Raw genomic sequence first — 15,520 nt, 5'->3', positions numbered from 1 at the left:
GCATCCATTAATGAGGGAAAGCTGTTTTTCTGGCAACCCTCCACCGAACTGTCGCCGCAAGGAGAGGTAGTAATACGGTTTGCGTTACCCAAAGGGATCAAATACTACGTAACAGTAAATGGTATTACTTCCGAAAATCAGCCCTTTACGCATGAGATTCGAGTGTATTGACAAGTCGTTAAATGTTTCCTTTTGTTAATGATTTTACTGTTTTTTTTCTTCTGAGTGCCTGTAATCAGGTAGATACAACCCCCTGATTGACTTATGTAAAAAATCTACTTTTATGGCACCAAACCCTTACCTTCTTCCTATTTTTATCCTTTCCATTGCTGTCTTATTGTACAGCATTATCAAACTTAAAATCAACCCTTTTCTGGTCTTACCGGCGGTCGGTTTACTGACGGGGTTAGCCAGTGGTTTGCCTTTGGAAAAAGTAACCAAACTCTTAGCCGACGGCTTCGGACAGACCTTGGGGAGTATCGGAATTGTAGTGGGTTTGGGAATTATTCTGGGGAATGTATTGGCTCATTCGGGGGCTACCGAGCAAATCGCCAAGCTGTTTTTACGAAATGTAGGAATTAAAAATGCGACTCTTGCCATTGCTATTACGGGCTATCTGGTCTGCATCCCCGTGTTTCTCAATGCTGCTTTTATTGTATTTATGCCGTTGCTGCGGGATTTGGCCCGCACTACTAAAATACCGTTGGTCAAACTCGTGGTAGCGCTCATCATTGCCGGTTTCGCCACTCACTGCCTCGTCATTCCTACTCCCGGGCCATTGGCCGTGATGGGAACGCTCAATCTGAACGTAGGTTCTTTTTTGGGATGGTCGTTGCTGATTGCGGTTCCGCCTGCAATCATCGGGTTGATAGCGGCCAATTACTTTGGCAAACAGCCGTTTATGCAAATTGTAGAAACGGAGCAAGTCAATTCAGCTCCTGCTGAAAATCAAGCGGTTCCTTTGGGAGGCTTGTCTTTGTTTGTACTTTTATTTCCGATTTTGTTGATTTTAGTCGGTAGCCTCATGGCCGAATTTCTTCCCAAAGAGAATAGTTTTCGGTCGGTGATGGCATTTGTTGGAGACAAAAACGTGGCGATGTTGATTGGAGTTGCCGTGGCGGCGATTGCCCTGAAACCCTACTGCCGCAAGACGTTTGATGAGCTTGTAAGCGAAGGAGGAGCCAATGCAGGCTTGCTCGTTTTGATTGTGGGAGCCGGTGGTTCGTTTGGGGCCATTATCAATGGCTCAGGCATCGCAGGAAGCTTGGTCAATGTGCTGTCTTCCCTGAACTTATCCTACCTGTGGTTAGGGTTTTTGTTGACTGCGATTTTACGGGCGGCTCAGGGTTCGGCTACGGTAGCTGCCGTGACGGCTTCCTCTATTTTAGGACCCATGCTGGTATCGTCAGGCGACAATCCCGTCATGGTTGGATTAGCTATTTGTTGCGGTAGTATGTGTTTTTCATTTCCAAATGATTCCGGATTTTGGGTGATTTCACGGTTTTCGGGACTGACAGTACCGCAAATGCTCCGTGCTTGGACGCTGACCAGTACTGTATCAGGATTTTTGGGCTTTGCCTGTACCTTGTTGTTGGATTGGATTTTGTAAAAAAAATGGAATGACGAGTGACGAGCGGTCCGCCGCCGCGGTGACGAATGACGAATTCTTAATAAATTCCTTCAAGTTTGCATTTGAGATTGATGAGTCCGTCGCTTGCGGTGGCTTTAATTTGAAGGACGCCGCTGCCTGTATCAAATAGGGTAATGACGGGTGGAGAAGTGATGTCTCCCGCTTTAGAATTAACCATTATCGGTATCAGCGAAGTTGTGATTCCTCCCTCGTTTCTGTTGGCCGTAATGGCGTGTTTGGAGAAAGTGGCTCCGTCGGGATAGACTTTGTCAACGCCGTAGCAGGTGCATTCAGCCGACATTCGGGAATAATTTCCCATCGGAATAGCAAAGAGTGTTGTGCCGGTTGTTACATCGGTTTGGCTGTACGTAGTTTTGATTCCTACCCCTGTAAAATCATTCCCTGTATGCTGTCGGGCATTGGGGTGAAGGGGGGCGTACAACGTTCCCATGCGGCCATACGTGAGTCCGCAATAGGCGATTGAAAAGTCATTGGCAATCCCTTCCTGCGTGTAAAACCGTACTTTAAGAATATCCCCCTGATTGAGGTCTATATTTCCAGAAGTAACTACAAAACTGGTATCTGTAACGCTCGCATCTCGCAGTCTGACGGGGCCGTATAGCACTTCGGCGTTGTTTTTTACCAACACCGGTACAATGGTCGTGTTGTTCTTATTGCGGCCTATCACCGTGACGCTGTAGGTGCCTGTGTAGGGGGCGGGAATGGCTTCAAAATCAATGTATCTCATCACTGGGCTCGTACATCTCAGATTTTTACCAAACATACCTTCGCCGTTAACAAGATTCAGGGTTAGGCCCGAATTATAGATGGCGTCGGTTCCAAATTGTAGATCGCCGTTTTTTATCAGATTGACTGATGACGTGGCTAACCGACTTCCATTGCGCACACCCGAAAGCACATCAACATTTTCTTTTGAACCTGTTTTAGCGACGGAAGCACTTGCGTTAGCGCTGTTGGGGGTGATAACACCTGCGGCGTTCACTACGATTCCTTTTGTGTCAATGGGTAACCCTTCTTTGCTGTCCCAATACCCTCCAAAAAAGCTTAAAGAGCCGTCCACCATCGGTTGGTCAACGTACAATATCCTGACTTGCTGATAGGAAATATCACAGTTGTAGAAGGAAAACCCCTGCAATAATTGATTTCCATACACCCGAATGGCGTAATCGCCTTTCCAAATTCGGCAATCATAAAATGCATTGGCATTGAATTCGGTCAAATCCTTGGGCGTACCCGTATAAATCCAAATTTCCTTAATATCGCACTGACTGAAAGTATTCCAATAGTGTTCGTCAAATACGCCCGAATTCGTAAATCCAAATTTTAGATTTTGAAATTTACACTTTTTGAAGTCGGAAAAATACATCCCGTCAATGTCAGTAGTGCCCAGAATTTCCAATCCAGCAATTGCCAAATTTTTGCAACCGGCTATTCTTACGACAGGAATGGTCTCGGGGTTGTCGGTACTAATTTTGGCACCGTACCCCTCTATTTCTAAGTTAGAGGCTCCGTTGGCATTCTTACTGATGGTTAGTGTCCCGTTGATTTTATAGGTTTTGGGAAGAATTCTTAATTTTCCATTGGACGTAGCCGCTAACCACTTGACAAAAGCCGGATAATCGTTGGTAAGGCCGTCGCCAACCGCACCAAAATCTTCGGGAGTGGAGTAGGAGCGACTTGAGTTTATTGTGCTAAGCTGATTTTGGGCCGTCAGATAATGGGCAGTTGCCAAAATCAATGAAAATAAATGGTATTTTCTCATTTTCCTTTTCGAGTGTAATTCTCCTGCAAAAGTAAGGGTATAGCAGAAGATTACCCTTGGGCAGAGTGTAAAGTACTTATAGTGTAAATCATGAACGTATTTTTATAAACGAAAAAAGCCGCAAAAGCGGCTTAAAATGAAAAGAAATCAGCACGGACAGAATTTCGTCCGTGCCGATAATAGAATTTATTTGTCTCCGGGTTTTACTTCAGCTTTAGCACTGAAAATTGGATTCTTTTCGTTTCCTCCGGCCATTAGATATGCCATCAGGTCTTTCAGCTCTTCCTCATTCAGACTATTGATCAGATTACCATACATGATAGAAACGGGTGAGTACTTGTGCGATGCTACATTCTTTTTTGCTATTTTGATTACAGTCTCTGGTTCGTAAGGATTTTGCGAAACAAAATAAGTATTGGCATCTTCGTTGGTTAATCGTCCTACGATTGACTGTCCATTTTTTAGCGTGAAGTGAGTAGCTGCGTATTGGTCAGAAATTGTTTTATTTGGCTCAATGATAGATTCTAACATATCTTTCACCGAAAAACGAGTACCCAATTGTGTCAAATCAGGTCCGATACTTCCGCCTTCGCCACGCATACCATGGCACCGATTGCAAGTAATGGCATCGTACATATTTTTCCCCTGTTCAAAGTTACGGTTGGTCAATCCAGCTTCAAGCAATGGGAGTGCATTGTCCAGTTTCCACTGTTTGCCCGGACCTTTGGGGTAGGTCACCTTCATCAAATCATTCCCGTTTTTGCTTAGGAGATCACCTCCTGAAAGTTTGTCGTAATAGGCAACTTTATTTTCAGGAACGTTTTTCAAAGCCATTTTACGAGCTCTTTCAATGAACCCAATGTAGCTCCGTCCACCTTTGTAGCTAAATGCTTTATTGAACCACTTGAAATATTTTTCGTGCAATTCGGGCGTCCAACCGGTTTTGGCTACACTCAACATGGTCGCGTAAAAAGTCTGCTGGGCCGGTGGCATGTATTTCAACATGTCGGCAATGTCCAAACCATACTGTGGATTACGCATGATTAGTTCGGCGGAAGCGGTTGCCGTTGCTCCCCCTGCTGTTGTATTGGCAGGCGTTTCTTTGGCTTCTAACAGTGCCAGCGTTTTGGCTACTACACCCGGAGCTTCCAACGTTACCAATACTTTGCTTAAACCCCGGTTGATGTCAGCATTAGTGGCCGGATAATTAGGATTCAGATACGCACTGACCTGTGCAGACTGAGCCGCATCCGGCACGCCCATACGGAGTATAGTCAATTCAAATGCTCTCAATAAATCAATTTGTTGAGACTCTGAAAGTGTTTTGTAATTGATGGTCAACAATGCCTTGTAGATGGCGCTTTTTTGTTCCGGTTTACCTTCCCGAGCCAAGGCAATCATGGCATTGGTTAAAGCAATAGGGTCTTTTTCACTCAATGCTTTATCCTGCCATTCGGCAACGGGCTGATTCTCTACCGCTACGCGGGCAGCATAACGAATGTGGCGATCCGGGTGCTTCAAATAAGGCCATGCGGTTGTGACTGCTGCTTTGTCCGGAGCTCCATGAAAACGCTCTAAGCTTCTTCTTAATTCATTGTCTTTATTGACAGGTGCCGCAGCTACAGGAGCTGTACTTTCAGGACCGTCGTAATAAACTCGGTATAAATCTGATTCCAAACGACGACCTCCCGTTAAGAAGTAAAGGGCACCGTCAGGACCAATGGCACCGTCTGTTAAAGGAAGTGGAATCCCTGACAGAAACTCTTCTCTTTCGCCTGAATACGTTGCGCCCGAAGGTTTGAGATTAATGGCGTGCATGATTCCGAAACTCCAGTCAAAAGCCAAAAGCGTTCTTTTGTATTTGGCAGGAAATTTGGCATCCTTCAAGTGAATCAGGTTGGTAGGTGAGCCCTGTCCAATGTTGACGATAGCGGGGAGGTTATCAGGCCAAGTGGCTGACCATTTGGCTGTTCCTGTTCTCCATCCAAATTCCAATCCGCTTGTTACGTGAGCAATACGTGTAGGGCGGTACCACGGAAGGCCAAAGTCCCACTCCATATCTGAATCGTACGTAAATAAATCACCCACTTCGTTAAAAGCAATATCGTAAGGGTTTCTGAATCCGGACGCCACCATTTCCCATTTTTTTCCTTCGGGATCAATATTCGCAATCCATCCGGCCGGCACTTTGGGATCGGCGTCGTGTCCACGCGGGTCTTTAATCATCGGCAACAAATTATCATCCTGCCATACGGGAGGAAGACGATAGGTGTCCATTGTACCCGGCTGTGTAAAGTTACCCGCCACTACAAATAAGGATTGCTTATCGGGTGACAGAATAATACTGTGTGGCCCGTGTTCGCCTTCTCCTTTGAAGGTTCTTAAGACAGTCACTTGGTCAAATTGGTCGTCGCCATTGGTATCTTGCAAACGATACAGACCGCTTCCTCTTGAAAATTTCGCGTTGCTTCGGTTGTTGATCATTACGTAAAGGCTATTGAAAGCATACAAAAGCCCTTGTGCGTAGCCCATTCCGACCGTATCCGTTGCCACTGCTTTCCCGATGGATAATTTCTCAATGGTGGGGGCCGTAGTACCCGAACCAATCGCAGGGATTTTCAAGCGAAATAAGCCACCGTATTGGTCAGAGACAATCATACGTCCTTTGTCATCAAATGTCATTGCAACCCATGAACCTTGATTGTTTTCGGAAGGGCTATACAAATGTTCCGCTTTAAATCCGGGTTGCATTTTCAATTTTTCCGTTTTTGGATTATCTCTACCATTGACGGCAGGCTCCGTTTTGTTTAAAATAGTAAATGATGCAGCAAACACAAAAAGTGCCACTACCGCCATCAGTTTGGGAATAGATTGGTGTTTAGGATACATAAGGGTTTGTACTTTAGAGTTGGAATAATCATGGATTTTCTTGCTAAATCAAAAGCGGGATTACCCATACATTTTACCCTACTTTTTACAAAATAGGCTACTGGTTTATCTCTTAGCAAGTCAGAAAGAAAAAACGAGCCAGCCCCTTGAAAGAAACTGGCTCGTTTTCGAGTAAAATTTAGAAGTTAGGGCTCAAATCTGCCTCAGCAGCCGGCAAGCCATAGTATGGCGTGATATTGGTAAAAGCATCGCTTGGTACAAAACCCGCATCAGGAAAATAATACCTAAATTTATCTGCTTTGACACGGTCGCCGTAGGCTTTGATAACCGTTTCTAAACGTCCCGTACGTACAAGGTCGTGTAGGCGCTTCGACTCAAAAGCCAACTCAACTCTTCTTTCTTGATAAACAGCATCACGAAGTGCCGATTGAGTAGCGGCTTTGGTATCTGCTAATCCTGCCCGTGTACGTACTTGGTTGAGGAATGGAGTTGCGTCGGCCAATTTATTTTGCTCAATGAGGGCTTCCGCCAAAAACAACAACACTTCTGAATAGCGATAAATGGGCCAGTTCATACCGTGGTTATTGTGCAGTGCGTGAGCTCTTGCATACTTCTTAATGTAAGGGAAAGTCTTGTTGGTATGCAAAGCACCACCTAAAGTAATAGTGCCAATCGTAGCATCTTTACGCTTATCACCCGTTTCGTAGGCTTCTATCAAATCTGGTGTAGGAATGTTGTTACCTTCTCCCGATAATGGCTGAGGGTTTGTAGTTCCAGTGATTGTTACAAGCTCATTAGCAGCGATAGGAAAAGGAAGCATACTGTACAGAAAGTTTCCATTAAGCCCTTGCGACCCTTCTAAGTATTGCACCTCAAATACCGACTCTTTGGTATTTTTGTTGCTTGTACTGTTCGAAAAGGCATCTGCGTAGTTAGGCATCAAGCTATATTCATTGCTTGTTACAATGGCCCGAAGTTGCGTTTCGGCATCTGACCATTTTTTCTGAATCATATACACGTTGGCCAACAACGCACGAGCCGCTCCCGAAGTAGCCCGGCCTGCTTCCTGTGCTGATTTTGCAGGTAGTAAACCAATGGCTTCTGTGGCATCCTTGATGACCTGAGCGTACAACTGTTCGCCAGAACCAAGTGCCGCAGCAGATTCCGAACGCACACTAACGGGAGTTAATTGAAGTGGTCCACGGTTAAATAAGCGTGCTATTTCCAAATAAGATAACGCTCTCAGAAATAATGCCTGTCCTTTTACATTCTTTTTGGTCGCATCCGGAATAGTAGCCGCATCAATCAACGCCAATACCTGATTCGCACGGGCAATGATGAGGTAGTTTTGACGATAAGCCGTCAAAACGTTACCGTTGGTAGTGATACCGTTCGCAGTAGGTACGTTGAAATCCGCCAAGTTCGATTGGTTTTCGGTCGCACCAAACAAAATGTTACGTACATATCGCGCATTATCCGAATGTTGCTCGGTAAGCAAATGAGAGGTGATATTGTGAAGCGTCCGTAGCGGAACATAAGCACTATTAACAGCCTGTACAAAGTCAGATTCGGTCTTAAAGAAAGTAACCGAACTCAACGCAGTTTCGGGAGTCACCGTTAAAAAGTCTTCACTACAACTAAATGCGCCTAAACTCAAGGCAACAGAAAATAGGATTGATTTTTTCATTTGTATTCAGTGTTTTTAAGTTGATTTTAGGCGATTTGGAGGAGTGAGACCATTCTGTGAACGGGTGTACATCCCCCAAATCAACTAAATCTACTTTGTTAGAAGTTAAAGTTTACCCCAATCGTTGACGTACGTGGTACGGGATAGTTGAACAAGTCCACACCCGGGCTAAGGTTTCCACCGTCGCCCTGCCCGTTCGTCTGGGCACTGGTTTCAGGATTAGAGCCACCCCAGTACTTGGTGAACACCAATGCCTGTTGAATTGAAGCATACACCCGGGCCGAACGGAAAAGCTTATTGCGCTTGTTGATAGTATAACCCAATGTGATGTTCTTGATGGTAAAGAACGACGCATCGGCTACGAAACGACTGTTTTGCCAGTCACGCTCAATACCCGTTGCAGTACCGCCGCCCACGGTTGTACCGTAGAAGCCTTTACCCGGGTTAGCTTCTGAGCGGAAGCGATATTTTACTTCTCTATGAAGGTTGAATACCCCATCAAGGTTAGCCGTACTGTATAAGTGACGCACCCATAGCTGATTGCCTTGAGAACCCGAAGCTACAACGCTAAAGTCAAAGTTGCCATAGTTTAGGTTTGTGGTTATTCCGTACGTGAATTTAGGGAATGGGTTACCCAAAATCGTACGGTCGTCTTTGTCTCCACCGTTGGTAAGCACACCATCACCATTTACGTCAACGAGTTTAATTGTTCCGACAAATGAACGGCCAGGTACAACAGGGTTGCTTTTGAGGTCGGCTTCGTTCATGTATACCCCGTTGGCAAGGTGACCATAGAATTGTCCAAAAGGCTCACCTACTTTGGTGATGTGGTGCAAGCCATACACGCGATCAATCCCATCAGCAAGGGCAACGACTCTGTTGCGGTTGAAAGAAATGTTAGAATTTACACTCCACTTCAACTTACCACGGTCGAGAATACGGGTATTGAGCGAAAATTCGTGTCCCCAGAATTTAATTTCCCCAATGTTGTCGTTGAAGTTGGTAAAGCCTGATTCTTGGGGAATCTGTACCGCAAACAACAGGTTGGTGGTATTTTTGGTGTAATAGTCGTAGGTAAATTGGAAACGGTCATTGAGGAAACCGAGGTCAAAACCGATATCCACTTGGCGGGTTGTTTCCCAGCCAAGGTTGGGGTTGGCAAGGGATGTTACGGCTGCTCCGGCCGCTACGTTGTTTCCAAAAACAGCATTTACGGTGTTGTTAATAAGGGCGTACTGTGTGTAGTTACCGATGTTGTTGTTTCCTGTTACCCCCACACTTGCTCTCAATTTAGCAAAAGAGACTTTACTAAAATTCTTCATGAAAGCTTCATCCGACACTACCCAACCTGCTGATAACGAAGGAAAAGTACCCCAACGATTGTTAGAACCAAAGCGAGAAGAACCGTCGCGACGAATAGACGCGGTGAAAAGATACTTGCCTTTGTAGTTGTAGGCCAAACGAGAAAGCAATGAAGTCAATCTCCATTCCTGAACGTTACTGCTGGTTCCACCACGAGCTACGTTGATTGCCCCTTGAATTGTGGGAAGGCGGTCGTCGGAGTAAGTGTCCGCTTGAATACGGCTTGATTCGCTACGGAAGCTCTGATTGGTATAGCCCGCTAACAATTCAAAGTTGTGGTTGTTGAATGATTTTACGTACGTAGCCAAGTTTTCGTTCAACCAGCCAAAGTTGTCTGTGGCTTCTCGTATCGAAACTGCCGTAACAGGCACCGCCGTATTGATGGCACTGGTAGCCGTAGAAGGGTTAAAGAAGAAGAACTTTTGATTCAATAACTCTACGTTAAACGTTGATTTCAAAGTTAAACCCTTGATGGGGCTATAGGAAATATACGCGTTTGAGAGAATGTTGGTTTGCTTAGTTTGATTGGTCAACTCGTTTGCCGCACGCACCCAGTTGGGATAAGCAAAGATATTGCCCGTGCTTGAAGGAAAGCGGTTGAAAAGCGTTAGGTCACCTTTCTCGTCATAGATAGGCATCACGGGCCAAGTGTGGATGGCATTAAACAAGATACCCGTACCACGGTCGCCGTCAGAACGTGGCGTATTGTCAAACACATACTGAGGAGCAATATTTAATCCAATCGTTACTTTGTCCGATACTTTGTATTCGCTGTTGAGACGAAGTGCGTAGCGTTGGTATTTGGTATTGATGACAACGCCCTCTTGGTTGAATACCCCTGCTACCAATGAAGTGCTTACCTTATCTTTGTTTGAAGTCAAAGTTAAGTTATAGCTTTGTAGAGGAGCACGACGAAGCACGGCATCGTACCAATCGTTATTTTTACCCTCATATTGTGATGGATTTTGAAATTCAATAGGCACGGGCTGTTTGGCATCTTCGTAGTATTCTTTTTTAAACTGAGCAAACTCAACCGCGTTCATCATTTCGAAACGTCCTTTCTTAGGTACTACTTGTGTACCAGTATAAGCGTTAAAACTTACGTTGGTTTGGCCTGCTTTACCTCTTTTGGTTGTGATAAGTACTACTCCGTTTGCCGCGCGCGAACCATAAAGTGCAGTTGAAGCGGCATCTTTCAAAATCGAAATGTCTTCAATTTCATCAGGGTTCAACGCGCCGATATTACCCGTGATAGGAAAACCATCCACTACGTAGAGTGGGTCGCTACCACCCGAAACAGAAAGCTGCCCTCTGATACGGACGTTCATCCCTTGTCCTGGCCGACCTGTCGTTTGGTTAATTTGTACCCCAGCTACTTGCCCCTGAAGTTTTTGGGCAAGTTGCGATACCGGTAAGTCCTTAATTTCTTTAGCCGTAATGGTCTGAACGGCCCCTGTCACTTCCTTTTTTACTTGGCTACCGTAACCCACAACCACGATTTCATTAAGGGTTTTGTCGTTGACTGGCAAACTTACGTTGATGGTTTGCTGGTTTCCCACCACCACTTCTTTGGTAATGTAACCAATGTAACTAAAAACCAAAGTAGCAGTACTAGCTGCGTCTAATTGAAAATTACCATCGGCATTGGTTGTAGTACCTCTGGTAGTACCTTTAATCGCAACGTTCACGCCCACGAGGGCTTCCCCATCGTTGGTTGATACTTTTCCTTTTACTAATTGTTGGGCAAATGAAGCGGACGTGAAGAGCAGAATCAGTGCCATGACGTAGGCGAACGTCTGAACCCTGTTCTGGTGTAGAGTACATTTTCTTTTCATTTTGTAATTGTTTAATTAAGTTAATAGATAAAGCAAACCCTTCAAATAGGAATATAAATCCCTACCATTGTACAAATATTAAAAAGGCAATTTAGACAACTATCCTATGCCATCCTGTATATTTGAGCCAAGAAAAAAGAGTCTTTGGAGTGATTACTCCAAAGACTCTTTTTAAAAGAATTAAACTATTGATAAACAGAAGGTTATTTAAAAAAACTAAGGTTTATTTCTTTTTAAGTGGACTACACTGTATGAAATTTTCCCTATTTTTTCTCCATTACTTCATAAAAGTACCCACATTCTCTTTAGTGACCAACTGAAAAGGAATCAATACTTCTTTCTCATAGGCTTGTCCTTTGGCTATTTTCACGGCAGTTTCGATCGCCTTGGCTCCCTGCTGTTCGGCATTTTGAAAAACGGTGGCATCCAGTGTCCCTTTTTTGACTGCCTGCAAGGCATCGGGAATCGCATCAATACTGACCACAATCACTTTGTCTTTCATCCCGGCAGCGGTCAGCGCGTTGACTGCTCCCATGCCCATTTCATCGTTTTGAGCAAAAACAGCGTTGATGTCTTTGCCGTAGGATTGAATCCAGTTTTCCATCAACGACATGGATTTAGCCCGATCCCATTCGCCCGTTTGGTGGGCTACCAATTTCAGATTGGGATATTGTTTCAAAATTTCTCTCGCCCCCTGTTCCCGTTGTATCTGCGCCGCCTGTCCCATGAAGCCGTGCATCATGAAGACGTTTCCCTTTCCACCCAATTTCTCAGCAATAAATTTCATGGCAATCCGTCCCGATTCTACATCGTCTGAGCCCACAAAAGCCGTTGGTTTGGCACTTGTGGCAGAGTTTACGTTGATGATGGGTATTTTGGCGGCCAGTGCTTTGGTTACGGCGGGTGAACTTGCCTCTACTTCGCAGGGATTCATGATAATCACGTCCACTTTTTGAGCAATAAAACTTTCGACCTGCTCAATCTGCTTCAATGCCGACCGCTCAGCGTCAACCGTAATAAGTTCCACTCCCAGTTCCTGCGCTTTTTTATCTATTTCGTCGCTTACTTTTACAATAAATTCATTTTGCATACTCAGCATAGTGACACCCACGGTGAGTTTCTTTGCACCGTCACCCTGCTCTTTTTCATTCGTTTGTCCGCATCCAACCAATAATGCAGACACAATTAAACCAACATAAATTCTTTTCATTTTCAGTTAATTATATAGATGTATATGAATGCTTTTTTTAAGTTGTTTTCTGATTCCAACTATCCAATACCACCGCCCCGATAATAATAGCTCCCATCACTACCTGTTGGTAATACGAAGTAACGTTCAGCAAGTCTAAACCATTGCTAATCACCCCAATAAGTAAAGCCCCAATCAACGTACCCGTCATCGTTCCCGTTCCGCCCGATGTACTTGTTCCGCCGATAATGGCCGCAGCGATAGCGTCCAATTCAAATCCTACGCCGGCGTTGGGCTGTCCGGTCGTAATTCTGGACGTCAATAAAATGCCCGCCAACGCCGCCAAACCGCCGCATATCGTATAAACCGCCATTTTGACTTTGTTTACTCTAATTCCCGATGCCTTTGCAGCTTGTTCGTTGCCGCCTACGGCGTAAATATATCGCCCTAAAATTGTTTTCTTTAACACCACAGAACACACAATAAAGCTGATAATCAGTACAATAATAGGAAAAGGAATCCCTGCTACATTGCCACCCCCAATGAAATTAAAAGAGTCGGACAGGTTGGAAACCGGCCGCCCTTTGCTCAATATCAGCGCAAGACCGCGACCAATGGTCATCATTCCCAACGTAACAATAAAAGGGGGAACTTTACTTTTGGTAATGACGAGTCCATTTAAAGCACCCATAGCAACTCCTGCTAACAATCCGATGACGAGGGGGACAATGACAGGGTAGGTATCTGGATGCGCCAAAGAGGCGGCTGCTACGCCCGTGACCGCCATGATGGAGCCCAGTGAAAGGTCGATGCCGCCCGTAATGATGACAAACGTAACACCAAAAGCCAGTAACGCATTGATGGATACCTGCGTGATGATGATGGTCCAATTGGAAACGGTTAAAAATTTGGAAGTAGTGAAGGACAGCAGCAGGCAGACGACAACAAATGCCATAAAAATCCCGTATTGACCTATTCCTTTGAATTGAGTAACGTATTTATTCATTCTGTATCGTTTTTCAGTGTTGTGGGCAATTTAATCTGTTTTTCTGCGCCCCTTGCCTTTAAGAGGATATTGGAAAATTATCTGTTTCAGATTTGTTAACTTGTAAAGTTTGAATTTGGTGAATCCTTACTTTTCTTGACGCTTCGGCGTTCCGATTGCCCAAGAAAAGTATCGTAGCGGCGACCCGTCAAAAGAAGGGCAGTCGCATCGGCGCTCCGACTGTCCAAAGCTTCTGCCGCACAAACCCAACGCGCACGGCAGCGGCCGACCGTCACGCTGGACAGGCATTCCTTACGCGCAAGGATTTTTTTATTTAAAACATACTCTTAAACCCAAAGGGCGCAAAGGGTTAATGTTGCATTGCAAATTTCATAATGGTTTCCTGAGTAGCTTCTTCTTTGGAGAGCAGGGCCGTTTGTTTTCCTTTTGAAAGTACAAGAATTCGGTCGCTCATGCCCAGTATTTCGGGCAACTCTGACGAGATCATCACAACCGCTATTCCTTTGGCGGTCAGTTGATGGATCAATTTATAAATTTCAAACTTTGCTCCAATGTCAATACCGCGCGTCGGTTCATCGAGAATGATTAGTTCGGGCGACGCTTGAAGTACTTTCCCAATCACCACTTTTTGCTGATTTCCGCCGCTGAGATAACGCACTTTTTGCTCGGCATTGGTTGTTTTTATTTTCAGGTCGTTGATCATTTGCGATGCGACCGTATTTTCACTTTTGGGCTGAATAAACCACCCTTTGGCGTGATTGGGCAGACTTGCTAAGGTAATATTTTCTTTCACCGACAATCCCGGAATGAATCCCAGTCCTTTTCTGTCCTCACTGACGTAGCCTATGCCGTGGGCAATGGCTTCGTGGGGTGATTTTATGCTTGTTTTTTTGCCTTTAATAAAAACGCTTCCGCTGTCATACGAATCCAGTCCAAAAATTGCCCGTGCGATTTCAGTACGGCCTGCCCCCATCAATCCCGCGATGCCGAGAACTTCCCCCGCGTGTACTTCAAAGTTAATATCGTTGAATTTACCTTTGCTGCTGAGATGCTGCACTGAAAGCACTTCTTCGCCTTCTACAGCGGAAGACGTGGGAAAAAGGTCGTCCATTTCTCTCCCTACCATCATCGTAATCAGGGCTTTACTGTCCAATTCCGACGCACTTTTTGTCCCTATGTACTTTCCATCTCGCAATACCGTAATGGTATCGGCGATTTGGTAGATCTCGTCCATTTTGTGCGAGATATAAATGATGGCCACTCCCTTGCTTTTGAGGTCTTTGATGATGTTAAAAAGCGTTGCCACTTCCTTGTCGGAAATGGCGGACGTGGGTTCGTCCATGATAATCACCTTGGCGTTGTTTGAAATGGCTTTGGCGATTTCCACCATTTGCATTTCGGCCACACTCAGGTGTTTCATTTTGGTTCGGGCATGAATGGCAACGCCCATTTGCTGAAGAAGGGCTTCCGATTGGCGGTCAATGGAGCGGTCGTCTAGCCAACTGGGCAGCCAAGAGGTAGATTCTCTTCCCAAAAAAATATTCTGTGCGACGGTCAACTCAGGCACGATCAACATCTCCTGATGAATCATGGAAATGCCTTTTTTCAGTACGTCGTTGACATCGCCGGTTTTCAGTTCGTTGCCTTCAAAGATGATTTCGCCGGCATCGGGAGTGAGCAGGCCAATCAAAATCTTCATGAAAGTGGATTTTCCCGCGCCATTTTCGCCCATGAGCGCGTGTACTTCTCCTTTGCGTACGTTCAATTGAACATTATCAAGTGCTTTAACACCCGAAAACGACTTGGTAAGACCGTTTACTTGAAGAATATAATCCGAGGTCATTAGGAAGCAGCCTTTTATGGCAAAATTACCCTACTAAGAAGGAGAAACGTTTAAAATACTCATTCAGGGCATAAATTGAAAGCGTTTAGAGTGTAAACGAGGTAGGATCTATAGCAGGCTTTCTATAACTTTCTTCGTCTTACCTGTTGTTTTGTATAGATAGGGACATAACTAATTGGAACAAATAATTGTAGAATTCCAAAAAATGGGATTCCAAAAATCGTCAATCCATTTTCTGGCAAAAGACAGGGACTTTGATGCCTTTGTGAAGGCATCCTGCAAGAGTTCATTAAGTT

Annotated in this window: 9 protein-coding genes; 2 read left to right on the top strand and 7 right to left on the bottom strand. The window is 44.9% G+C overall.

All coding sequences use genetic code 11. The features are described from left to right. Positions 1 to 283: 283 nt before the first annotated feature. Positions 284 to 1,609 (top strand): GntP family permease, encoded by a 1,326-nt coding sequence (locus tag Q0081_RS21745; protein ID WP_298358473.1) that lies wholly within the window; start codon positions 284 to 286, stop codon positions 1,607 to 1,609. A gap of 58 nt (positions 1,610 to 1,667) precedes the next feature. On the opposite strand, the gene Q0081_RS21740 is transcribed toward Q0081_RS21745, so the two are convergent. The 6 genes from Q0081_RS21740 to Q0081_RS21715 form a co-directional block, all read right to left on the bottom strand. Then, positions 1,668 to 3,413, bottom strand: coding sequence for a hypothetical protein (locus tag Q0081_RS21740; protein WP_298358470.1), 1,746 nt, complete (start codon positions 3,411 to 3,413; stop codon positions 1,668 to 1,670). A 186-nt stretch (positions 3,414 to 3,599) separates the two neighbouring features. Further along, positions 3,600 to 6,302, bottom strand: a complete 2,703-nt coding sequence (locus Q0081_RS21735; protein ID WP_298358467.1) for a c-type cytochrome — start codon at positions 6,300 to 6,302, stop codon at positions 3,600 to 3,602. A 178-nt stretch (positions 6,303 to 6,480) separates the two neighbouring features. Continuing rightward, positions 6,481 to 7,989 carry a RagB/SusD family nutrient uptake outer membrane protein gene (locus Q0081_RS21730; RefSeq protein ID WP_298358464.1) on the bottom strand — a complete coding sequence of 503 codons (1,509 nt, stop codon included), beginning with the start codon at positions 7,987 to 7,989 and terminating at the stop codon, positions 6,481 to 6,483. Positions 7,990 to 8,087: 98 nt separating this feature from the next. Further along, positions 8,088 to 11,132, bottom strand: a complete 3,045-nt coding sequence (locus Q0081_RS21725) for a SusC/RagA family TonB-linked outer membrane protein (RefSeq protein ID WP_409034087.1) — start codon at positions 11,130 to 11,132, stop codon at positions 8,088 to 8,090. Between the two features lie 331 nt (positions 11,133 to 11,463). Continuing rightward, positions 11,464 to 12,396, bottom strand: a complete 933-nt coding sequence (locus Q0081_RS21720) for a sugar ABC transporter substrate-binding protein (protein ID WP_298358457.1) — start codon at positions 12,394 to 12,396, stop codon at positions 11,464 to 11,466. Positions 12,397 to 12,433: 37 nt separating this feature from the next. Further along, on the bottom strand, positions 12,434 to 13,381 hold the full coding sequence (locus tag Q0081_RS21715) for an ABC transporter permease (protein ID WP_298358454.1): 948 nt from the start codon (positions 13,379 to 13,381) through the stop codon (positions 12,434 to 12,436). A 155-nt stretch (positions 13,382 to 13,536) separates the two neighbouring features. Here Q0081_RS21715 and Q0081_RS21710 point away from each other — a divergent pair, with 155 nt between their 5' ends. Then, the gene (locus Q0081_RS21710) at positions 13,537 to 13,698 is read left to right on the top strand and encodes a hypothetical protein (protein WP_298358451.1); all 162 of its coding nucleotides are present in this window, start codon (positions 13,537 to 13,539) and stop codon (positions 13,696 to 13,698) included. 32 nt (positions 13,699 to 13,730) lie between these two features. Here Q0081_RS21710 and Q0081_RS21705 read toward each other — a convergent pair whose 3' ends face one another. Then, a complete protein-coding gene (locus Q0081_RS21705; protein ID WP_298358448.1) occupies positions 13,731 to 15,224 on the bottom strand; it encodes a sugar ABC transporter ATP-binding protein in 1,494 nt (497 codons plus the stop codon). Between the last annotated feature and the right edge of the window lie 296 nt (positions 15,225 to 15,520).

Source organism: Runella sp. (assembly GCF_027484545.1).
Taxonomy (GTDB): Bacteria; Bacteroidota; Bacteroidia; order Cytophagales; family Spirosomataceae; genus Runella.
The sequence above is the reverse complement of the archived record's forward strand: the minus strand, read 5'-3'. Positions and strand labels throughout refer to the sequence as shown.